Annotated in this window: 18 protein-coding genes; 10 read left to right on the forward strand and 8 right to left on the reverse strand. The window is 32.7% G+C overall.

All coding sequences use genetic code 11. The annotated features are described in order from the left end of the window. Positions 1-147: 147 nt before the first annotated feature. Both LO744_RS00985 and LO744_RS00990 read right to left on the reverse strand, forming a co-directional pair. Positions 148-795 (reverse strand): hypothetical protein, encoded by a 648-nt coding sequence (locus LO744_RS00985; RefSeq protein ID WP_230666496.1) that lies wholly within the window; start codon positions 793-795, stop codon positions 148-150. Positions 796-1112: 317 nt separating this feature from the next. Continuing rightward, positions 1113-3335, reverse strand: a complete 2223-nt coding sequence (locus tag LO744_RS00990; protein WP_230666497.1) for a TonB-dependent receptor — start codon at positions 3333-3335, stop codon at positions 1113-1115. Between the two features lie 265 nt (positions 3336-3600). Here LO744_RS00990 and LO744_RS00995 point away from each other — a divergent pair, with 265 nt between their 5' ends. Next, entirely contained in the window at positions 3601-4104 is a 504-nt protein-coding gene (locus LO744_RS00995; protein WP_230666499.1) for a superoxide dismutase family protein, read from the forward strand. Between the two features lie 71 nt (positions 4105-4175). On the opposite strand, the gene LO744_RS01000 is transcribed toward LO744_RS00995, so the two are convergent. Continuing rightward, the gene (locus tag LO744_RS01000; protein ID WP_230666502.1) at positions 4176-6305 is read right to left on the reverse strand and encodes a carboxy terminal-processing peptidase; all 2130 of its coding nucleotides are present in this window, start codon (positions 6303-6305) and stop codon (positions 4176-4178) included. 144 nt (positions 6306-6449) lie between these two features. Here LO744_RS01000 and surE point away from each other — a divergent pair, with 144 nt between their 5' ends. The 4 genes from surE to LO744_RS01020 all read left to right on the forward strand — a co-directional run bounded on the left by surE (position 6450) and on the right by LO744_RS01020 (position 9499). After that, complete coding sequence (surE, locus tag LO744_RS01005; protein ID WP_230666504.1) at positions 6450-7220, forward strand: 5'/3'-nucleotidase SurE; 771 nt, start codon at positions 6450-6452, stop codon at positions 7218-7220. Positions 7221-7301: 81 nt separating this feature from the next. Next, positions 7302-7967, forward strand: a complete 666-nt coding sequence (locus tag LO744_RS01010) for a GNAT family N-acetyltransferase (RefSeq protein ID WP_230666506.1) — start codon at positions 7302-7304, stop codon at positions 7965-7967. A gap of 182 nt (positions 7968-8149) precedes the next feature. Continuing rightward, positions 8150-9187, forward strand: coding sequence for a GMP reductase (locus LO744_RS01015; protein ID WP_230666508.1), 1038 nt, complete (start codon positions 8150-8152; stop codon positions 9185-9187). A gap of 12 nt (positions 9188-9199) precedes the next feature. Further along, on the forward strand, positions 9200-9499 hold the full coding sequence (locus LO744_RS01020; protein WP_230666509.1) for a GNAT family N-acetyltransferase: 300 nt from the start codon (positions 9200-9202) through the stop codon (positions 9497-9499). A gap of 40 nt (positions 9500-9539) precedes the next feature. Here the strand turns inward: LO744_RS01020 and LO744_RS01025 are convergent, their stop codons facing one another. Further along, entirely contained in the window at positions 9540-10424 is an 885-nt protein-coding gene (locus LO744_RS01025) for a pirin family protein (protein WP_230666511.1), read from the reverse strand. Positions 10425-10543: 119 nt separating this feature from the next. On the opposite strand from LO744_RS01025, the gene LO744_RS01030 reads away from it, so the two are divergent. Next, positions 10544-10900, forward strand: a complete 357-nt coding sequence (locus LO744_RS01030; RefSeq protein ID WP_230666513.1) for a winged helix-turn-helix transcriptional regulator — start codon at positions 10544-10546, stop codon at positions 10898-10900. Positions 10901-11490: 590 nt separating this feature from the next. After that, the gene (locus LO744_RS01035; protein ID WP_230666515.1) at positions 11491-12987 is read left to right on the forward strand and encodes a tetratricopeptide repeat protein; all 1497 of its coding nucleotides are present in this window, start codon (positions 11491-11493) and stop codon (positions 12985-12987) included. 60 nt (positions 12988-13047) lie between these two features. Here the strand turns inward: LO744_RS01035 and fabG are convergent, their stop codons facing one another. The 4 genes from fabG to LO744_RS01055 form a co-directional block, all read right to left on the reverse strand. After that, positions 13048-13791, reverse strand: coding sequence for a 3-oxoacyl-[acyl-carrier-protein] reductase (gene fabG / locus LO744_RS01040; protein ID WP_066675951.1), 744 nt, complete (start codon positions 13789-13791; stop codon positions 13048-13050). Between the two features lie 107 nt (positions 13792-13898). Further along, positions 13899-15371 (reverse strand): WG repeat-containing protein, encoded by a 1473-nt coding sequence (locus LO744_RS01045; protein ID WP_230666517.1) that lies wholly within the window; start codon positions 15369-15371, stop codon positions 13899-13901. A gap of 6 nt (positions 15372-15377) precedes the next feature. After that, positions 15378-16055 carry a 16S rRNA (cytidine(1402)-2'-O)-methyltransferase gene (gene rsmI, locus LO744_RS01050; protein WP_230666519.1) on the reverse strand — a complete coding sequence of 226 codons (678 nt, stop codon included), beginning with the start codon at positions 16053-16055 and terminating at the stop codon, positions 15378-15380. A gap of 2 nt (positions 16056-16057) precedes the next feature. Then, positions 16058-17491: a hypothetical protein gene (locus tag LO744_RS01055; RefSeq protein WP_230666521.1), complete on the reverse strand. Its 1434-nt coding sequence runs from the start codon at positions 17489-17491 to the stop codon at positions 16058-16060. A gap of 60 nt (positions 17492-17551) precedes the next feature. Here LO744_RS01055 and LO744_RS01060 point away from each other — a divergent pair, with 60 nt between their 5' ends. The 3 genes from LO744_RS01060 to LO744_RS01070 are packed head-to-tail and all read left to right on the forward strand — an operon-like array spanning position 17552 to position 22809. After that, entirely contained in the window at positions 17552-18142 is a 591-nt protein-coding gene (locus LO744_RS01060) for a thymidine kinase (protein WP_230666523.1), read from the forward strand. 60 nt (positions 18143-18202) lie between these two features. Then, positions 18203-20650: a bifunctional UDP-N-acetylmuramoyl-tripeptide:D-alanyl-D-alanine ligase/alanine racemase gene (locus tag LO744_RS01065; protein ID WP_230666525.1), complete on the forward strand. Its 2448-nt coding sequence runs from the start codon at positions 18203-18205 to the stop codon at positions 20648-20650. 2 nt (positions 20651-20652) lie between these two features. Continuing rightward, on the forward strand, positions 20653-22809 hold the full coding sequence (locus LO744_RS01070) for a patatin-like phospholipase family protein (protein WP_230666527.1): 2157 nt from the start codon (positions 20653-20655) through the stop codon (positions 22807-22809).

Below are 22809 nucleotides of genomic sequence, written 5' to 3' on the forward strand. Positions count from 1 at the left end.
TCAGTTTTTTAAGTTTAGAATCTCTTTCAACAATTTAAATATTGAGTTAATATTCTCGCAGATTAAGCAGATTTTTCAACTTTTATCTGCTTGATCTGTAAAATCTGCGAGAGCTATAATATCTCAGTGTATTTTAAAAATTAAAGATTATTTTGTCGGCTGATTAATAAAATATTCAGCTTCTTCTTTCCCCCAATTTGGATCTAAGTTTGTTTTCGGTTTAAACGAATTAAATTTTTCTAAAGCGACTTTAAACATTTCCATGCCTTTTGTTTTGCTTCCACCGTACTGTTCTGGTGTAAAATAAATATCTTCCGCTTTGATAAGCGTTACTCTTGGATTATTTGGGTTCAACTTTTCAGCTTTCGTAAGTTCTTCCTGAGCTTTCATTCCAAAAGTCATGTATCTTTCCTGTGGATTGACCATCATTTTCAAAGAATAAATCATTTTTTGAAGCAAATGGATCTCTGAATTTTCTTTGTCAACACTTTCTGCCGCATCAATATATTTTTGTGCTTGATCAGCAACAGCATCCAAATCCTGCATCTTTCCTTCTCTCATCAACACTCTTCCTTTTTGGATGTAAGAAAAAGCAGCATAATAATTTGGAAGCCATTTTGTGGTTTCTTTTTCAGCGATTCTCTGAAAATCGTTTGCTAAAATCTGGAAATCTTCCGGTGTTTTGCAAGCCTCAATTTTAGCGATTTTTTCTGTCATTATTTTTTCATAATTAGCCTGAGCAAAAGATAATAAACTCATACAAGCTAAAGCAAAACTTAAAATGTATTTTTTCATAGTTTCTAAATGGTTTTAATGTTATTTTTTTATTTAAAATTAATTTATTCTGATATTCCGTTTGTAGTAAAATTTCTTTTTAACGCAAAGCCCGTGATTTTTTTTTAATGGTTTGAAAATATTTACCATTCGCAAAGACGTTTGACTTCATAGAATCTTCGATTTCACTCAGCTAAGACTGAAAATATTTTTAAAGAGTTCAGAAAATGAAAATCTCAGATTTTCAATCTTATGTGTTCTTATCAACGTTATTATTTTAACTAAAACTAATGTGACTCATGTGTCTAAAACCTTTTGTTACTTTTGCGGTTAAAAATTTAAAGGTTATTATTAATTGCATCCTGAGTTTTATCGACTCCGAAACTGATAAACATTCCTACAAAAACAAACTTATTAACCGGCGGAACAACTGCAGAACTTCTAGATCCGTTTTGTGAGAAATTGTAGCCATAAACATTTTTAGTTCCTAAAATATTTGAAACACTTAAAACGAAAATAGTAAATGCTTTTGAATCTTTTTTACCTAAATTCGGAAGATAATTAAAGCTTACATTCAGAGCGTTATAGTCTTTCAGTCTCCCTTCATTTCTTATAACATTCACATCATTTTGTGTTACAATGTCGTAAAAAGGTCGTCCTTTAGCATAAGTATAAGAAAGATTGACTCCGGTTTTCCATTCTGGGATAAATCTTTTGGCAACTACTGAAAGCGTGTGTTCTGCTGCAAAATTGGGCTTTAAACTTACCGGATAATTCAGAAAGTCACGTTTAGAATCCAAGAAAGAATAACTGATCCAATAGTCTATATTTTCGAATGTTTTTTTGTCTCTCCAAAATACTTCAAGCCCTTTTGCAAAACCATTTCCATTGTTATTGAAAGCAGTTTGCACTTGCTGATTTTGGTTAGAGTCCGGAACAATATTCTGTGTTTTTATTAAATCGTCATATTTTTTATAAAAAGCTTCAAACCTCAAACTTCTTCCTTCCGTAGATCTTTGAACCTGAAAAATATAATGTTGCGATTTTTGAAAGCCTAAATTTGCAGATGAGTTAATGTATTTACTTTCAGGGTTTTGAAAGAACAATCCGTATGCGAAAGAAGTGGTCCAGTCTTTTGCCAAGCGATACGCCAAAGCAAAGCGCGGTGCAATATTGTTTTTATTCAGGTAAGAAGAATTTTCAGCTCTTACTCCGATTTTTGCCGATAAATTGTTGTTGAAACCTAAATCTGTTTCCACAAAACCTGAAGAAATCAAATCGCGGTAATTTTTATTGACTTCTCCGAAATTTAGCTTTTCATTCGCATAATTTAATTCAAAACCACCTCGCAAAGCACTTATTTTATTGATTTTTCGGTCTACAATTGCTTTAAAATTGATATAATCTCCGTCATTGAGTAATCGTGTTTTTTCTGACTCCGTTTGATTGGTTTCTGTAGAAAAATCTAAATCGGACTGATTATAAGAATAGGAAGCACTTGTATTAAAAAGATACCGCCCGAATTTCTGCTTAAAAGACAAATTATGATAGGTATTTTCGCCTTTTAATCTTACCAAAGCAAAATCGTATCCCGGTTCTAAACTTTCTGTTTTTACACTCATTTTATTGCTATCAAACATTCCGTAATATTTGAAAAATCCGCCAGACTTTGTTTTGATTCTAAAATTAGCATCTGCGTTTAACCCTCGTGGTGCATCAATAAAATCGGTATTAAAATTAAAAACGTCCTGCATCAAACCTAAATTGGAATATCCTAAAGTCGCTCCATAAGAATGACTTTTATTTTCACCTAATTTTTGGAAACCTCCGTTTAAAAATATTGGCGACACACCAAAATCGTAAGAACTCTGATCGGGAAGGTCTACACTTTCAAGCATCAAAGCTCCGGAAAGCGCTTGTCCGTACAAAGCAGAATATCCACCACTCGAAAAAATGTTTCCTTTAAAAAGTGATGTATTAAAACGGTCTCTTCCTGCAATTCCGGGAATTGAACTGGAAAAATAATTGTTGATTAAACTTCCATCCATAAAGATTTTAGTTTCGGTTCCTGTTCCGCCACGAACGAATAAACCTTCCGTTTCGCCTACTTTCTGCACTCCTGGCAGATAATTTAGAGCGGAAGAAATTTGTCCATCGGCTCCTGCAGTGGTATAAATATCGATTGGCGTCAATAAGGCGGTCGCTCTTTTTCTGTCGCTTGCTTCGATAGAACCTGCGGAAACAACCACGGCATCTATTTCGTTAATTTGCTCTTTTAGTTCTGTATTTACAGAAATTTCTTTATCCTCAATTAAAATAGGTTTTTGAACTTCATTGTATTTTGGATGTACGAAAGTCAGGATATGATTACCTTTTTCAGATGTTTCGAAAGAAAAATTACCTTCCTGATCTGTTGTAGCTCCGTCGTAGGTGTCTTTTAGAGTAACATTGATTTCACCTACTCCTTTATTTTTAAAAGTTACCTTTCCCGTAATTTTTGTCTGAGAAAAACTCAGAGCAAAAAAGAAAAAAGAGATTAGAAATAATAGTTTTGTTTTCATGGCAGTTTTAATTCGAATCAAAAGTAGGATGAATTTTAATAGCTTTAAATTTTTTGTTACTGAGCTGTAGAATTTAGAAACTGAATCGCTTTTTTGATTTTATTCAAGAAAAATAGACTCTAAAAATATCAAAGTTTTGATTGCTCCATTTTTTCTAAATCAAGTTCGGTATCAAGATTGTAATCTATCTATTTAATCATTTCAAATCATAAACTATTCTGAAATAGTTAATTAAATTTATTAACCAACCTTTAAATATTAATTTATGAAACTACAAACATTAACATTACTAGCAAGTTGCGTTTTATTGGCAGCTTCTTGCAGTTCTAGTAAAACCTACAATGTTCTGGCAAAAAGTGAAACAAAAACAGGCGGAACTGCAAAATTTACCCAAGATGGAAATGAAGTGATTATGAATTTAGAAGTAACCCATCTCACACCGGGAATTCACGCAGTACACATTCATGAAAAAGGTGATTGCTCTGCTCCTGATGCAACTTCTGCAGGTGGGCACTGGAATCCTTCACAAAAAGATCATGGGAAATGGGGAAACTCTAGCTTTCATATGGGTGATATCGGAAACCTTGTTGCCAACAGCGAAGGAATAGCAAAATTGACTTTTAAAACCGATAAATGGTGCCTCGATTGTGTAGACGAGCAAAAAAACATCATCGGAAAAGGGATTATTATTCATGCCGATGAAGATGATTTTAAAACTCAACCTACGGGAAATGCAGGCGGAAGAGTGGGATGTGTAGAAATAAAATAATCTTCTCTGCACTTTGAACAAAAAAGCGGCGCTAATCGATGATTAGCGCCGCTTTTTTTAAGTAATTGATCTTAGCCTTTAGCTTTCATATCTGCAACGATATTCATCGCTTCCTGCAGGTAAGAATCCTTTCTAAGATTTTTGATCCACATTTCAGATTTCTTTTTGAAAACTTCATCCTTTTTCTCTCTTTCGATTTCCGCAGGATACATTTCAAATTTTAATCCGTTATCAAATTTCGTTAGTTTTTTGAACTTTTCAATTTGAGACTTTCTATGTTTCATCAAGTCATTAAACTTATTGATATTTAATGTAATCGTTTCTTCTTTGTCTAATTGTTCTCTCCATTGAGCAGACTCTAATAGCAACTGATAGTTTGTATTTTTTGCCATTCTATCATTGCTTGCATTTTCTAAAGCTTTCACATCAAAGTAGCTCAACTTCTGGAAAGTAGCACTCGGAATTTTGTCCCATGCTAAAGCAAAATCATCATATCTTTCCCCAATTTCTGCATAAGTAAAGAAGTCTTTCATCTTAATATCAGAAACAATTCCTTTTCTTTGGTTAGACTCACCTGTTATTCTGTAGAATTTCTGAATCGTCAGTTTTAAAGATCCAAAATCATCTTCTGAGTTTAAAAATCTGTTTAGATCTACAAAAGTTTGTACCGTTCCTTTACCATAAGATTGAGGCGAACCTACAATAATTGCTCTTCCGTAATCCTGCATTGCACCTGCCAAAATCTCTGAAGCCGAAGCTGAAATTTCGTTTTGCATAATTACTAAAGGACCCGTCCAAATTGGAGTTTCCTGCTTATTTTTTAACGTCTGAATTTTTCCGTTTCCATCTTTTACCTGAACATAAGGACCTGCATTCATAAATAATCCCATGATGTCACCAACTTCAGTTAACGAACCACCACCGTTATTTCTAAGATCTAAGACAATTCCTTCAATATTCTGAGCCTTTAGCTTAATGATTTCATTTTTGATGTCATCAGAAGCATTTCTTCCTTTTTCATCTTCAAAATCTGCATTAAAGCTTGGAAGGTTGATAAATCCGTATTTTTTTCCGCCTGGTGAATTGACAATAATACTTTTTGCAAAAGTATCTTCTATCGCCACTTCTTCACGAATCATTGTAACTTCTACAATGGTTTTATCTTTTTTCTGAACCGTCAAAGTAACCGGAGTTCCTTTTTCACCTCTGATTAATCGTACTGCCTCATCAGAAAGCATTCCTACAACGTTTACGTGGTCTTCTTTAGGATTAGATTTTACTTTTAAAATTTTATCACCATCAGACAATTTTTTAGATTTCCAAGCTGGCGCACCAATCGTCAATGCTCCTAAATAAAGATTTCCTTTTTTCTCCTGAATAATAGCCCCAATTCCGATTACTTTTCCTTTAAACTGAGTATCAAAATCTTCTTTGTCTTTCGGAGAATAATAGTTGGTATGTGGATCAAAAACTTCTGTATAAGCGTTCATATACACCGAAAACCAATCCATTTTCTTTCTCTTTTTGAATCTGGTAAATGTTTCTTTCACCAAATCTTTTACTTCATCTGTCGCTTTTGTCAACTTTTGTTGAGGCGTAAGAATCTCAAGCTTAATGGTATCTTTCAGCTTAAATTTCTGTACAGAATCTTTCTTTTCTTTCTGAGCTTCTTCTTTGCTGTTCATCGATTCAATTTCCTGAAGGATATTGTATTTGATGAATTTTTTCCACTCGTTGTATTGCTCTTTTTGATCAGCAGGAACTTTCTTCAATTTAGACTCTAAAGTAAGCGTTTCGTCTTCATTTAGATTAATTGGCTTGCTGAAAATCTCCTGTGTTAATTTATCAATTTCATCTACTCTTTGATACAACCTGTCAATCGTCAGTTTATAAAACTGCAAATCTCCCTGATTGATATAATCATCAAGTTTGGTTTCATGTTTACCAAATTCTGTCATATCAGACTGAAGAAAATATCTTTTTCCAGGATCAATCATTTCAAAATAATGCTTGTAAACATCTTTTGAATAGGCATCATTAATAGGTTTTGGGCTGTAATGTAAATATGAAAGTGTGTTTTTAACGCTCACCATTATCGTCTGCATTTTCTCATCGTCATTCTTTGGCGAGTTGAAACAAAACATAAGACTTGTTAATGGAATAAAGAGTAGAAATTTATTTAGTTTAAAATTTTTCCACATAAATCTGTAATATATTTTTATTTAAATTCTTTAAAATCATTTAATAAGTAGCATTTATTGAATGACTGTTACAAACTATCAAATTTAATACCTTATTTACAATTATCAATTAGTTTTAAGTAATTTTGTTAAAATTAAATTTTTATGGAAAAACCACTTATTCTGGTAACAAATGACGATGGTATTACAGCTCCGGGTATCAGAAATCTTGTAGAATTTATGAATGAAATAGGAGACGTAATCGTGGTTGCTCCCAACTCGCCACAAAGCGGAAAAGGTCATGCAATTACCATAAACTCTACCTTAAGCTATGAAGAAGTACAGCTTGAAGGTCCACAAACCGATTATTCGTGCAGCGGAACTCCGGTAGACTGTGTGAAAATGGCTTTAGATAAAATACTTCCAAGAAGACCGGATATTGTAGTTTCTGGGATTAATCATGGTGCCAATTCATCTATCAATGTAATTTATTCGGGAACGATGTCTGCAGCGGTAGAAGGTGGTGTAGAAGGGCTTCCTTCAATCGGATTTTCACTTCTAGATTTCAGCTGGGAAGCAGATTTTACACAAGCTAAAGAATATATTCAGGAAATTGTAAGAAAAACTTTGGAAAACCCTATGCCTAAAGGTGTTGTTTTGAATGTAAATATTCCGAAACTTCCAAAAGAAGAAATTAAAGGAGTAAAAATCTGCAAGCAAGCCAATGCAAAATGGGAAGAAAGCTTTGACGAAAGAATCAGTCCTCATGGCAAAAAATACTATTGGTTAACAGGTCATTTCAACAATATGGATAAATCAGAAGATGCTGATGAAACCGCTTTGGCAAATGGATATATCTCAATTGTTCCGGTAAAGTTTGATATGACCGCTTACGAATACATGAATACTCTTCGTGAAGTAATGGATTTTAAGTAATGTCAACTTGACTATAATGCTTTTTTAAAATAAAAACTTTGCATTAAAAACTTAATGATTACTATCAAATCCATTTGAACAATGTACAAAAAACTAGATAATCCTGTCTATCATTCACTTAATGAATATCATGAAAAGTTTTGCTTAAACTTTGGAGATTCTAAATTTTACAACCCGGAAGTTGCTGCTTTTGGAGGTTCATTAAACATTGCAAAAGAAAATGACATCACAGAATATTCAAAAATCTGTGATGACTTTCTTATTTTCGGACTTAAACCTGAATTGGGCAATTTTAAAACCGAAATATCTCAGCTTATTTGTGACCAATACGTTTTAGAAAATAAAATTGAGCTTGATTATACCGAAGAAATTATCGAGCTTCAGAGCGAAAATCACGAGGAATTATTAGCTTTTGTTAAGACATTTTATCCGTATTATTTCAAAAACAGAATTCCGGAATTAGGACGATATTTCGGAATTTTTAAAGATGATAAGCTCGTTGCTGTCACAGGCCAAAGAATGCAGATGAACGATATGACAGAAATAAGTGCCGTAATCACGGATACAGATTACTTGGGAAAAGGCTTTGCAAAACAGTTGGTCGCTTTTGTTTCAAATACCATATTTGAAGATAATAAAACTCCTTTCCTGCACGTTGCTGAAAACAATCTCGGAGCAAAGAAACTTTATGAAAAGCTTGGCTTTGATTGGAGAGGCAAAATAAATTTATGGGGCGTGAAAGTTTAAAACCTTATATTGTTTTTCCCACAGATTACGCAGATTTTCACAGATAATTGCGCATAAAATATGTGTTGACCTATTAAATCTGTGGGAGAGATATTTTTCTCACAAATAAATTATAAAATCATTTCTTTTAAGCTTTTCTATCAATCTTTTCACTAAATTTATTTCAATTAATTTTCCAAATTATGCGAATAGAATATGATATAAAGCTTGGTTTTAAAGACGTTATGTTTAGACCTAAACGTTCTACCCTAAAATCTCGTTCAGAAGTAAATTTAAACCGTGAGTTTACTTTTCTTCACACCCAAAAAAAATGGAAAGGCACACCCATTATCGCCGCCAATATGGATACGGTAGGAACTTTTGAAATGGCTGTAGAGCTGGCTAAAGATGAAATCATCACAGCTATTCATAAACACTACACCATTGAAGAATGGAGTCAGTTTCTTAACAACCAGCCTGAAAATATTTATCAATACATCGCTTTAAGCACAGGAACCGGTAAATCTGATGAGGAAAAAATAAAAACCATCCTCGAAAACCATCCAAAAATAGAGTTTCTCTGCATTGATGTTGCCAACGGATATTCTGAGCATTTTGTTGAATTTGTAAAGAAGGCAAGAGCCAATTTCCCCGATAAAATTATTATTGCAGGTAATGTGGTGACTGGTGAAATGGTAGAAGAACTTCTTTTAGCAGGTGCAGATATTATCAAAGTAGGTATTGGTCCCGGTTCTGTATGCACCACGAGGGTGAAAACTGGTGTTGGATATCCTCAATTATCAGCAATAATTGAGTGTTCTGATGCTGCACATGGTTTGAAAGGTCATATTATTGCCGATGGAGGTTGCAAAGTTCCTGGTGATGTAGCCAAAGCATTTGGTGGCGGAGCAGATTTTGTAATGCTCGGGGGAATGTTTGCCGGCCACGATGAAAGTGGTGGTGAGATGATTGAAGAAAATGGCAAAAAGTTTAAGCAATTCTACGGAATGAGTTCTAAAACAGCAATGGACAAGCATTCGGGAGGTGTTGCAGAATACAGAGCTTCGGAAGGTAAAACCGTGAAAGTAGCTTATAAAGGTTCTGTTTCTGAAACGGTGAAAGATATTTTAGGCGGAGTGCGCTCCACCTGCACTTATGTAGGCGCTTCTACCTTAAAAGAACTGTCAAAACGAACTACTTTTATCAGAGTTCAGGAACAGGAAAATCAAATATTTAATTAATAAATTTAAAACATGATGGAAATAAAACACATTCAGGACAATGAAAAAGGCAGATTTACAGTCAATGTTGACGGCAATGAAGCAGGTTATTTAAAATATGACATTATGCCCAATGGAAGCCTTAAAGCTAACGGAACATTGGTCTACGATGATTACAGAGAACAGAAACTGGGAAGACCTCTTTTCGATGCTTTAGTTGACTATCTAAAATCTGAAAACAAAAAAGTATTTCCTACTTGTCCCTACGTAGTTTCTATGTTTAAAAAACATACTGAACTATCAGATTTATTGGATAATGATTATAAAAATTAGTCATAAAAAAGGTCGGAAATTTCCGACCTTTATTCTACAATTAAACTAGATAACCAAACTTACCTGAGCTGAAATCTTCAAAAGCTTTTGCAAGTTGTTCTTGAGTGTTCATTACAAACGGACCGTAATGCGCAATTGGCTCATTCAATGGCTCACCACTCATCATCAAAACGATGGTATTATCTGATAAACCTTCTAAAGAAAAAGTTTCGCCATTATCATTTTCAAACATCGCAAAGGTATTTTGCTCTAAAATCTCGTCATCATTTACTTTTATACTTCCTTCAATTACCAAAATTGCGGTATTATAATTTTTAGGAAAAGTAAAATCTCCTTTACTACCTTTCTCTAATCTTGCATTAAACAGATTGATTGGTGAAAATGTAGTTCCCTTACCTTTTTGGCCTTGATATTCTCCAGCAATTACATCTACATAGCCTCCATTTTCCAAAGGAACTTTAGTCATTGTATCAAAATACAAATCTTGGTATTTAGGCTCTGTTTCTTTGTCTTTTACAGGTAAATTAACCCACATCTGAACCATTTGAAGATTACCCCCCATTTTAGACCACTCTTTTTCATGATGTTCTTTGTGTAAAATTCCTGAACCAGCGGTCATCCATTGTACATCGCCTTCGCCAATAACACCGTGATTGCCCAAGCTGTCTCCATGCTCTATTTTTCCTTTATAAGCTAAGGTTACGGTTTCAAAACCTTTGTGTGGATGCGCTCCTACTCCTCTCGGAATTTCTCTTGCATCAAAATGAATATCAGCATTATAGCCTACCGCGAAAAAAGGGTCCATTCTTCTTCGCGAAATTTTATTTCCAATAAAAGAGGTGGTATAAAATGCATCTCCTACCCAAGTGAAAGTTTCTGGCTTTAAAACAGTTTCTATTCTTCGTATATTTTTTGTTGTTTCCATTTTTATAAACTTTAATTATTTTTTGATTAATTTTATTACACAAATTTATGGCTAATAGCATATTTTAGCCCTATCTGTTACCTTTTGGTAAGTACTAACTTTTTGGTAACTAATCGTATATGAAAAAAATAAAAAGCGACCCGCCCGACTGCACCCCCAACCTTCTTGCCATGAGAGATACATTGGAAATTTTAGGTGGAAAATGGAAATTGCTTATTTTGCATTACCTCACTGCAAGAGAAGATTCTCTGAATACCTTTAATAAAATTGAAAAAGATATCGAGGGAATTTCGGCAAAAGTTTTGTCTAAAGAGCTTAAAGATTTAGAAGCTAATCTTCTCATCACAAGAACGGTGCAAAAAACAAAACCTGTTACCGTAAAATATTCTATTTCAGAATATGGAAAAACGACAGAAAAGGTCATAAAAACACTTGTAGAATGGGGCAAAAACCATCGTACCCAATTAATTGATTAATAACAATAATAAATAAAAACATCTGATAAACCCTTTAAACAAAGGTTTATATAAATAGAGGGCAAAATGAGGGGTAGATATTTTGCTCTTGTTTTCGCTTTTTCTTCTATTTGTACCGTTCAAAAAAAAACTAGAATCCGAATGATGGAGAAAAATTAATCTCCGGAGATTTTTAAACCTATTGAGTTTAAAATCTTCGGGGATTTTTTATTTTGTAAATTTAATTTTATAATAAAATATGACTCTTTTCCTACTCCTCATTTATCAAAAGTTTAATCAATTTATAAGTTGTAATAAGTAATTTATTCTGCATCGGTTTTTAATTTAAAATGAATTTAAAAACCATATATCCTAAGGTACATTGAGTGTAAACAGTAAACTTCTTTTATTTTTCAGTAAAAAAGGAGAATTATTTTTTATTAATTTATTGAAATTAAGCTGGCTGGCGCCGTTTATATTTCAATAACTCACTTTATAATGGCACAATAGTTGTGCAAAAAATATTTCGTTAAAAAAAGACCGAAACACCCATGGATAGGACGTTTTGTTCATTTTGTGATTTAATAAATTAATAATACCAAATTATTTAAATGGGTTACTTCCATTCTTTCAAATATTTATTTAGTTTTATTCTTTTGAGCAATTGTTATTATGCTCAAAGCCAGTCTGATGTTGATTTTTTGGTAAAACAAATCAACACGATTCATTTATCCGGACAATCTGACCAAGTTTTTGAAGCTTCGCAGAAACTTATTAAATTATCTCATATTTCAAAAAATGATAAAGGACTATCGTATGGCAATTATTTTTTAGCGTCATATCATCACGACCATGCCAATTTCAAACAAAGTATTGATTATGCAAAAGAAGCACAAAAATATTCTTCTTATCTAGAGAGTAATCAATCCCATGCTGCTAATATTTCGTCCTTATTAGGGGGAAATTACCTACTTCTCGAGCTTTATACCTTATCATTTAAGAATTACAGAAAAGCGCTTGAAATCTTAAAAAATAAAGAAAATAAAACAGCTTCAGATTCTCTTATAGAAAGCACTGTTTATTCTCATTTGAGCTATATCTACGATAATATAAATAAGCCCGACTCTACGTATTATTATTTACGGAAAGAAGCTAAAATTCTTAAAAGAATCAATTTACAGAACGCTTACATTCAAAAAGGTTGTTCGGGTTTAGGCTTCGGAAATTATTATCTAAGTCAGAATAAAGAAGATTCTGCACAATATTATTATAACAAGTCGTTAGACTATTTTAAAAATAAGATACATCCTTGCAAAACGGAATCGTTAATAGGTCTAGGAAATCTATATACGGCTCAAAAAAACTATCCTAAAGCCCAAACTTTCTATGATTTGGCTTTAAAGAGTTTTAATCTGCATCATTTTCCTGATATTTTAAGCGAATTATACAAGAAAATTGCAGAGTTGAAAATCTCTCAGGGCAATCTAGAAGAAGCAAAATACTATCAGAACCTTTACCTTCAAACCCACAAGAAGCTGGATGACAGAATGAAAAAAGAAAGAGATTTTGTTCTGAGCGAAGCTATGAAAGAAGAAAAAATAAAGCACAATCTTGAAGTAAAAAAAACTCAGAGAACGACTTTTATTATTATCTCTTTAATGGTTTTAATTGCTGTATTTATTATTATTTATCTTCTTAAAAAATCAAAATCTAAGAATCTGGAATCTATTGAAATCACAAAAAAACTGATTAAAGAAAAAGAAATCACAGAACAAGAAACCCATAAACTGAAACTACAGGTAAATGAAGCCTTCGAAGAGATTATACAGCTCGCCAAAGATAATAGCCCTTCATTTTACACAAGATTTCAGGAAGTGTATCCCAAATTTCAGTCTAAAATGCTTTTGCTTAATGAAAACCTGAAACCCAGCGAGCTCACTTTTTCAGCGTATGTTTATCTTGGGTTTACTACAAAAGAAATTGCAGATTATACTTTTAAAGCCATAAAAACAATAGAAAACAATCGTTATAATTTTAGAAAAAAAATCAACCTTTCTCCTGAAAAAGACCTTCAGGTATGGCTTAGAAACTACATCGATACAGAATAATAAAAAAATCCCTTCCATAAAGCTTATGAAAGGGATTTTATATTTTAGAATAAAATTTTCTTAAGTCAACATTCCTCCGTCAACGTTTAAAACCTGACCTGAAATATAAGAAGACATTTCGCTTCCGAAGAAAACACAAGCATTCGCTACATCTTCAGGCTGTCCTCCTCTTTTCAAAGGAATTCCTTCTCTCCATCCCTGAACGGTTTTTTCGTCTAAAGCAGCCGTCATTTCAGTCTCAATAAATCCTGGTGCAATAGCGTTACAACGGATGTTTCTAGAACCTAACTCTAAAGCAATAGATTTTGTAAATCCAATAACTCCAGCTTTTGAAGCCGCATAGTTTGCCTGTCCTGCATTACCTTTCACCCCTACTACAGAAGTCATATTGATGATAGAACCTGATTTAGCCTTCATCATTGGCTTAATTACTGCTTTCGTAAGGTTGAATACAGAATCTAAATTTACTTTGATAATCGTATCCCAATCGTCTTTTGACATTCTCATTAATAAGTTGTCTTTGGTAATTCCTGCATTGTTTACCAAAATATCGATTTTACCAAACTCAGCCATCACATCATCTACCAATTTTTGTGCAGCATCGTAATCTGATGCATCAGACTGATAACCTTTAATCTGAGTAACAGAACTTAAAGCAGTTTCCAATTCTTTCGCTTTTTCTACAGAACCGGCATATGTAAATGCTACTTTTGCACCTTGTTGAGCAAAAATTTCAGCAATTCCCTTTCCGATTCCTCTTGTAGCTCCGGTAATTAGCGCTACTTTTCCTTCTAATAGTTTCATATAATGATTATTTATTTTAAAAATCCAAATAACTTGAGTGGTTTAAAATTATTCAGTTTGCAAATATATAGATTTTGTTTTTGCGAATTTTAGCTCAAATTTATATTCTAAAACATCAATTTTTCTTCTGAAGAACTAAAATCAAGCACTTCCGATTCTTTATCTTTTATAAGCGTAAGCTTTTTGTTGTCTGCAGAATATTTGTCGTAAATCACCTCTTTTAGAGGCTCATTTTTAAGATTGGTAACCCCAAATTTATCTCCTTTTTGTACCACCACTTCATTTCCTGAAAGAAAACTTACAATATCATCATAGATAAAAGGAACAATCTCATTTCCTTCCTCATCAAGCATTCCGTAAAGGTTTTCTTTATTTTTACAGATGATTGCAGGATAAAACTGAAATGGTTTTATAGAAACAATATCTTTAATCGGTGTGTAAGATTTTTCTTTTGGAGAAAACTTATAATAAACTTCGTCTTTTTTAACAATTACATTATTAAAGAAGATTTTCTCAATCTGAAATCTTTCATCCAAAACACTTTCAAAATTCTTATCTAAAAGTCTTTCTTCGTTATCCTTGCTTACAAAAACATAATCTTCACCCTTTATTTTAAAACCTTCTACCACATCATATTCTTTAGGTAAAATAACTTCTCCATTTACTTTAATAACAGCAATTTTAGGGTTTTGAGCGTCTTTCAGCGTTTTAAAAATACCGTTAAACAAATGATTTACATAATGGTATTCGGTAGGGAAAACCGTTTTTTCTGCTTTAGAAAAAACGCTTACTTTATTGTCTTTAATAAGGTAAATATAATTTCTCCCTACAAAAGCCTGTTCGTAGATATTTTCTGCTAAAACCTGCTCATTTTCATCTACAATTCCATACTTATTTTTAGAAATATTTTTCGTGATTAAAAAAGGATAGCCATTAATATCTTCGATGTAATGATTTGAAAATTGACTCACCGTTTTACCATCGATATCAATCACATCTCCAGTTTTAGTACCGGTTTTCAAATAGACTTTTCCTTTGTAAAACTTTAAGTTTTCCTTGAATTCTCTATCAGAAACCTGTTGACCGTCAAAATTATAAATAAACCAAAGTTTATCTTTTTTAATGAAAAATCTACTGTCGTTTGCGAATTCTATTTTATCCTGATCCGGAATAATCTGTTTTCCATTGTAGTCATAAACGCCATCTTTTCCATCTTTTGATATAATCAAACGGTCTTTATTTTCCCAAGTTCTATATTTAAATTGATCTAAAGGAATCAGTTGATTTCCCTTTCCGTCAATTAAAGCTGTTTTTCCGTTTGCTTCACCCTCTTTTACTTTCAAAATAAATCGTTCTTTCGAAAGACGGAGAATTTCACTTTTAAAAGGATAATTAAAAGAAATCTCTCCTAGAGAATCTATTATAGAAATACTTCCTGTATAAGGATCGGTAATAATTCCGTACCCATTGGTATAAAAGCGTACCTCTTTCCCAACTTGTTTAGACAACAATATCTCTTTATATTGATTGCTCTGTGCCGAAAAAATACCTGAAAGCAGAATGAAAACTATTTTTTTCAATGAAATTTACTTTAAAGAATTATTTACAATCAGCACAATTTCTCCTTTTAAAGTTTTGCTTTTAGAGAACTCAATTAATTCATCGATAGTTCCCCTCTTAGTTTCTTCAAATTTTTTCGAAATTTCTCTACTCAAGCTCGCTCTCGTCTCTTCACCGAAAAATTCTTTGATTTGCTCCAAAGTCGTATTTATCTTGTGCGGACTTTCGTACAAAACGATGGTTTTTTTCTCTTCTGCAAGCTGTTTCAGCTTTGTTTGTCTGCCTTTTTTTGGAGGAAGAAATCCTGCAAAAAGAAATTCATTATTTGGCAAACCCGAAACCACCAAAGCTGGTATTAACGCAGTTGCACCGGGAAGACAAATCATTTGAATATTGTGATCTGATCCTGCTTTCGCCAATAAATAGCCGGGATCTGAAATTCCAGGAGTTCCTGCATCCGTAATAATAGCAACGTTTTGACCGTTTTTAAGATCAGCAATCACTTTTTCTGTTGCCTGATGCTCATTATGAAGATGGTAAGACCTTAAAGGTTTTGAAATCTCAAAATGCTTCAATAAAACTCCCGAAGTTCGGGTGTCTTCACATAAAATATAGTCTACTTCTTTCAGCATTTTAACCGCTCTGAAAGTCATGTCTTCAAGATTTCCGACCGGTGTCGGAACAAAATATAAAATACCGCTCAAAATTATAAAAATTTATTTTCTACCAATACCCAAAGTCTTTGGGCATACTCATCTACTTTATCCCATTTTCTGTCATAATACAGCTCGCTAAGAAACTCTTTTGCCTCCTCGATGTCTTTGCATCTGTTCAATTCAGAAATTGATGCATTCAAATCGGTCTGGCTTCCGTTAAAAAGCACCTTTGTAAAAGCAATTCTGTCATTCAGATCAAGTCTAAATTCCGGTCTTTGCTTTTCCGCTTCCATAAATTGGGTCGGGATATTTGTTTTTATCAAACTTCCTGTATCTTCTTTTATAACTGGAATCTCAACTTTTTCATGCGGAGTTTCTCTTTCTAAAGGATCATCATCAAATAAAGTTTGAATTGATTTTAAACCTCTTATATTAGCAAGTTTTATTTTTTGATTCTGATGATATTCATCCAGATTTTCAAAACTTTCGTCAGATTTCGGAACTTCTGTTACTCTATCAGATTTTGGTTTATCAATATCTAAGATTTTTCGTCTGTCAGAGTCTTCCGTTTTCAACTCCACTTCTTCTTCAGCAACGTCATTATCTTTTTTAATTTCGCTTAAAATAGATTCTACGTTTGAACTTTCACTGATAATCTCATCATTTTCATGATTAAAGATTGACGAATATTCAGTTTCTGCTTCTTCAATCAAAATTTCATCTTCGTTGTTTTCAGTTTCAAAAACATCGGTAATAATTTGATTTTTGCCAGATTCATTTTCAGAATTAGAATTTTCTTCTTCAATAATTTCGCTTAACTGATTAGTGAAAACTACTTCTTCCTTGGTAACTTCCTCATTAAAGATTTCTTCATTAAAATCATCATCACTTTCCGGCTGAGAATCTTCCAAAATCCTATCTTCATCTACAAAACTCAAAACACGATTTGTATTTTCTGAAGACTCATCTTCATCAATTTCATTGAGCTGATTATTGAAAACAGCTTCTTCTTCCAATTCCAAATGATCAGAAATTTCATCGGAAACAAAATTTTCGTTGGCTTCCGGCTGATTTTCTTCAGCTAAATTGACAATAATTTCGTGATAATCGCTTTCAATAATTTCATTCAACTGATTATTAAAAATAGCTTCCTCTTCTTCCACTTCAAATTTAGTTTCAGCTTCAGAAAAAGATTCATTTCCTATTTCGTTCAGTTCATTATTAAAAATCGCTTCTTCTTCGGTCACCAAATAATTTGAAACCAAAGATTCATCTTGTTGAAAAACGGAAAAATTTGAATTTTCTCGTTGATAATCTCCCAGATTTTTATCCAACAACTTCAAAAAAGCAATTTTTTCCACTAGATCATTCAAGAGATCATGTTTCGAAATCAGTTCATCAACATTGTTTATTCTGCCCAAAATATCAATGATATTCTTGGATTCAAAAAAAATCTTATCCTTTAAATCTTGAATGTTCTGCATCGTAGATTCTTATTAAAATTGCTTACTTTTGATGTTAAAATATTACGGCTAATTTAACAAATGTTTTTAGAAAATACAATTAATCATTCCAAACAAAGTGGTTGGATGGAAGTTATTTGTGGCTCAATGTTTTCCGGAAAAACCGAAGAGTTGATCCGAAGACTGAGGAGGGCAGAAATGGCGGGGCAAAATGTGGAAATTTTTAAACCTAAAACCGATACGAGATATTCTGATGAAGATGTCGTTTCGCACAACAAAAACAAGATTCGCAGTACTGCGGTAGAAAACCCTAATGAAATTATTTTATTGGGGTCAAATTGTGATGTAGTGGGAATAGATGAAGCTCAGTTTTTTGACGAAAGCATTGTAGATATTGCCAATCAGTTGGCAAATAGCGGAATTCGTGTGGTCATCGCAGGGTTAGATATGGATTTTCTGGGACGACCTTTCGGGCCAATGCCTCATTTGATGGCAACGGCTGAATACGTTACCAAAGTGCATGCAATTTGCAGAAGAACAGGAAATCTCGCCAATTACTCAATGAGAACTTCTGAAGGAAAAAATTTGGTAGAACTCGGAGAAACAGAATCTTATGATGCGGTAAGCCGAAGAGTTTTTGTGGATGAAGTGTTAAACAAAAAAGATAATTAAGTATATTAGATTTTTAGAATTCAGTAATAAAATTTGAATTAATAAGGAGAAAAGGCACCAATGAACTATACAGTAAATCAAATTGCAGAAATCACCAATGCTAAAGTTATTGGTGAGGGAGAATTATTAATCAAAAATATCGCTTTTGATAGCAGAATTATTTATTCTACTAAAAATGCTGCGTTCATTGCCATCAACACTCCAAAAAATTCTGGGGAAAAATTTATTGAATCGGCAATTGACAGAGGAATCAATGTTATTATTTCTGAACATCACTATGCTCAGTTTGAAAATGTAACCTGGATTATTATTGAAAATTCAGTAGAATTTCTTCAAAAATTAGCACAATATCATTTCAAAAATTCTTCTATAAAATCTATTGGAATTACGGGAAGTAATGGAAAAACTATTTTAAAAGAATGGCTTTATCAATGTCTTTGGAATGAGTTTCCGACCGTAAAAAGCCCTAAAAGTTTTAATTCTCAAATTGGTTTACCCCTTTCTTTGCTTCAAATAAGTAATGCTCACGAGCTAGGCATTTTTGAAGTCGGTATTTCTAAACCAGATGAAATGATTAACCTGGAAAATATTTTTCAGCCTCAAATTGGCTTACTGACCCATATAGGAACTGCACATCTTGCCAATTTCAAATCTGAAGAAGAACTAATTGATGAAAAAATACAGCTTTTCAAAGATTCTGAAGTCATTATTTACAACGGTGATAATACTTTGGTTGACAAAAAATTAAACGATTTATATTCAAGTAAAAAATTAATTTCTTACGGGCTTTCAGATTCTAATCAGGTTTACTTTAAAAATAGCATCTCAAAAGATGAAAAGTTTACCATTCAATACTTCAATGAAGAAATTTCCTTTCCTGTTCATCAAAGAGATGAAGCGACTTTAACGAATGTTTTAGCGCTGATAACTATTTTGAAGGAATTAGGTATAGAAAATCAAAATATCATAGAAAAAATCAATGCTTTGAAATCTGTCGAAATGAGACTTGAAGCGATTGAAGGAATTAAAAACAATATTGTCATTAATGATTCTTTTAATCTAGATTTAGACTCTCTTAAGACTGCCCTTCAATTTTTAAATGAATATAAAAAACCTAAAAAATCTTTGGTTCTAACCGATATTGTCGGTGTTAATTCAAATTCACAAGAGTTGTATGAAGAAGTTTCAGAATTGGTTAATGAGCAAAAATTTGATTCTGTTTTCCTAATTGGTGACGAAATATCAAGATTTAGTGATTTATTTAAATCTAAAACTCATACTTTCATTAATACTCAGGAGTTAATTGACAGTAAATATCTTACAGAAATCGAAAATCAAATCATACTTCTCAAAGGAGCAAGAAAATTTGAGATTGAAAAAATCAAAGATGTACTTGAGCTTAGAAAACATGATACGGTTTTAGAAATCAATCTTAATGCACTTTTGCATAACATTAATTATCATAAATCTTTACTTAAACCAGCCACAAAAATGATGGCAATGGTAAAAGCAAACTCTTATGGATTAGGAAGTTATGAGATTTCAGAATTTTTACAGCATCATCATATTGATTATCTGGGCGTTGCTTTTGTGGATGAAGGGGTTGAGCTTCGAAAAAAAGGAATTACTGTTCCTATTGTTGTGATGAATCCTGAACAACACAGCTATGAGACCGTGATTCAATATAATTTAGAACCGGAAATATACAGTTTTCGTGTTTTAGAATTATTTTATGAAGCTCTTCAAAAGTCAGGGTATGATAAAAACTACCCTATTCATATTAAGCTGGAAACAGGAATGCATCGTCTTGGTTTTAAAGATTTTGAATTAGATGATTTAATTGAAATTTTAAATAAAACAACCCTAAAAGTTCAAAGTGTTTTCAGTCATCTTTCATCTTCTGATATGCCGACTGAGAAAGAATTTACTTTACATCAGCTGGAAACTTTTGAGAAAAACTCATCGTACTTAATTAAAAAATTAGGATACACTCCTATTCGACATATTCTCAATTCTTCAGGAATTACAAATTATACTCACCATCAATATGACATGGTAAGAATTGGGATAGGAATGCTTGGAGAATCACCTAATAACGAAATACAAAAACAGCTACATTCTGTGGTAAGCTTTAAAACGGTAATCTCACAAATTTCTTTAGTAGAAAATGGAGAATCTGTAGGATACAGCAGAAGATTTAAAGCAAATCATCCTACTAAAATAGCTACAATTCCCGTGGGTTATGCAGATGGAATTCCTAGATTAATAGGAAACCAAATCGGAAGCGTAGGTGTAAATAAAACTTTAGCTCCTATTGTGGGAAGCATTTGTATGGATATGATGATGATTAATGTAGACCATATTCCCAATGTAAAAGAAGGTGATAAAGTGACCGTTTTCAATGCAAAACCAAGTCTTAAAGAATTTGCAGACTATTGCAAAACCATAACTTATGAAGTATTAACCTCCATTTCACCACGTGTAAAACGGATTTATATAAAAGATTAACTATGAGAAAACTCCTCACTTTTCTATTCGCATTTCAAATGCTTTTGATACAGTCTCAGGTAAAGAAAGATTTGGTGATTCCCAAAAATCCTAGAATAGGACTTTCACTTGCAGGTGGTGGAGCGAAAGGTTTTTCACATGTAGGAGTTCTCAAAGTATTAGATTCTTTAGGCGTAAAAGTAGATTATATCTCGGGCACAAGTATGGGTGCTATCGTTGGAGGTTTATACGCTTCCGGATATTCTGGTAAAGAGATTGAAAAAATAGTAATGGATACCGATTTCTATTCATTAATCAGAGATCCTAAATCAAGAAAAGAAAGTACTTTTTTTAATAAATCTGTCGACAAATATCTTTTTTCTATTCCTTTAAAAAACGGGAAAATAACCCTTCCCTCTTCTATCAGTTCGGGGCAAAAGAATGTTTATCTTTTGAAAGAGCTTTTTAAAAATGTTTCCAACGTCAATGATTTTTCAAAACTTCCTATTCCATTTATGTGTGTTGCCACCAATCTCGAAAGTGGAAATATGCAGATTTTGGAAAGTGGTGATTTGGTACAATCGATTATGGCAAGTTCTGCCTTTCCATCATTAATGGATCCTGTGAAAATTGGAGACAGCATTTATATCGACGGAGCGATGACTGTTAATTATCCTTCAAAACCTTTAAAAGATAAAGGAATTGATATCGTAATTGGAGTCGATTTAAATCAAGATTTATCTAAGAGAGAAGATTTGAATAATATCATTTCTATTTTGAATCAGGTCATAGATTTCGGCATTCAGAAAGATACAAGAAGACAGTATAAATATACTGATATCAATATAAAACCTAACCTTACCGGAATGACTGCTACAAGCTACGACGACAAGAAAAAAATTCTTGATAGCGGCTATGTAGAAGGATTAAAATATGCTGCGGTATTAGACCAACTACCAAAACGGGAATTTGACCGCCTAAGACAAGCTGTAAACCCTATATATTCTAACGTCTACAAGATTGACAGTATATCGATTGATGGTGGTAAAATATACGGTAAAAACTATGTTCTCGGTAAAATGGGTCTTCGTCTACCATCGATGCAAACGTATGGAAGCATAAACAAAGGTTTAGACAAATTAGTTGCCACCAACAACTACCGCTTTATCAATTATGACATCGTTACCGAAAATAATTTTAACTATTTGAAATTATATGTCACCGAAGATGATGCCCGACATTTTCTGAAACTAGGACTTCATTATGACGAAATTTTCAAAACCGGACTTCTACTCAACTATTCAGCCAAAAGGCTTTTATTCAAAAATTCAACCCTTTCTTTAGATGTCATTGTAGGAGATAAACCGAGATATTATTTTAACTATTTTATAGACAACGGGTATATTCCTGGCTTTGGTATTTACTCTTCGGGAATGAGTTTTGATTTAAAAAACAATTTAAACATAAATACAGACAAATGGGAATGGCTCCGCAATGAAGTCTACATTCAATCGGTATGGAAAGATAAATTTGCAATCGGAACAGGAATGAGCCATGACTATTTCGAAGCAGAAATTAATGGCTTAAATAAACGCTACAACCGCTTCCTAAATCCTTATGTATTTCTAAAAAGCGATACTCAAAATGATAGAGATTTTCCTACAAAAGGGTTCTACCTTAACGCTGAAGGAAAAGTTATTGATTTATTAAAATCTGAAGTTGACAAGAGGCTCATTCAGGTAAAAGCTGATCTAAGAATTAATCTTCCGATTACAAAACAATTAAGTTACCACCTCAATCTTTATGGAGGAATTACCATTGGTGAAAATCTTCCAGAATATTATCAATACAGATTAGGAGGAATGTTTGAACAGAATATCATCAATTTCAAAAATTTTTCAGGATTTTATTTTGCACAGCTTAATACCAATAATGTAGTTTCAGTTTCAAATGATTTACAATTTAAATTTTATAAAAACTTATTTTTGAGCGGAAATTTTTCTTTCGCCAATCTTTCAGACGACATCAGTTTTGAAGATGCTGTAAAAGTAAATTACAGTTCAGTAGGAGCAACTTTAGGATATAAATCTCCGTTTGGACAAATAAAACTAAACTTCAGTCATTCATTAAAAAATAACCAAAAAGGCATATTCAGTGTTATATTAGGGCACTGGTTTTAA

This window comes from Chryseobacterium turcicum (genome assembly GCF_021010565.1).
In the GTDB taxonomy this organism is placed as follows: domain Bacteria; phylum Bacteroidota; class Bacteroidia; order Flavobacteriales; family Weeksellaceae; genus Chryseobacterium; species Chryseobacterium turcicum.

Coding starts and splice junctions, on each gene's coding strand:
- LO744_RS01015 (WP_230666508.1), top strand. CDS start 8,150: ATGCGAATAGAATATGATATAAAGCTTGGTTTTAAAGACGTTATGTTT.
- surE (WP_230666504.1), top strand. CDS start 6,450: ATGGAAAAACCACTTATTCTGGTAACAAATGACGATGGTATTACAGCT.
- LO744_RS00995 (WP_230666499.1), top strand. CDS start 3,601: ATGAAACTACAAACATTAACATTACTAGCAAGTTGCGTTTTATTGGCA.
- LO744_RS00990 (WP_230666497.1), bottom strand. CDS start 3,335: ATGAAAACAAAACTATTATTTCTAATCTCTTTTTTCTTTTTTGCTCTG.
- LO744_RS00985 (WP_230666496.1), bottom strand. CDS start 795: ATGAAAAAATACATTTTAAGTTTTGCTTTAGCTTGTATGAGTTTATTA.
- LO744_RS01020 (WP_230666509.1), top strand. CDS start 9,200: ATGATGGAAATAAAACACATTCAGGACAATGAAAAAGGCAGATTTACA.
- LO744_RS01065 (WP_230666525.1), top strand. CDS start 18,203: ATGAACTATACAGTAAATCAAATTGCAGAAATCACCAATGCTAAAGTT.
- LO744_RS01035 (WP_230666515.1), top strand. CDS start 11,491: ATGGGTTACTTCCATTCTTTCAAATATTTATTTAGTTTTATTCTTTTG.
- LO744_RS01025 (WP_230666511.1), bottom strand. CDS start 10,424: ATGGAAACAACAAAAAATATACGAAGAATAGAAACTGTTTTAAAGCCA.
- LO744_RS01070 (WP_230666527.1), top strand. CDS start 20,653: ATGAGAAAACTCCTCACTTTTCTATTCGCATTTCAAATGCTTTTGATA.
- LO744_RS01055 (WP_230666521.1), bottom strand. CDS start 17,491: ATGCAGAACATTCAAGATTTAAAGGATAAGATTTTTTTTGAATCCAAG.
- LO744_RS01000 (WP_230666502.1), bottom strand. CDS start 6,305: ATGTGGAAAAATTTTAAACTAAATAAATTTCTACTCTTTATTCCATTA.
- fabG (WP_066675951.1), bottom strand. CDS start 13,791: ATGAAACTATTAGAAGGAAAAGTAGCGCTAATTACCGGAGCTACAAGA.
- LO744_RS01030 (WP_230666513.1), top strand. CDS start 10,544: ATGAAAAAAATAAAAAGCGACCCGCCCGACTGCACCCCCAACCTTCTT.
- LO744_RS01060 (WP_230666523.1), top strand. CDS start 17,552: ATGTTTTTAGAAAATACAATTAATCATTCCAAACAAAGTGGTTGGATG.
- LO744_RS01010 (WP_230666506.1), top strand. CDS start 7,302: ATGTACAAAAAACTAGATAATCCTGTCTATCATTCACTTAATGAATAT.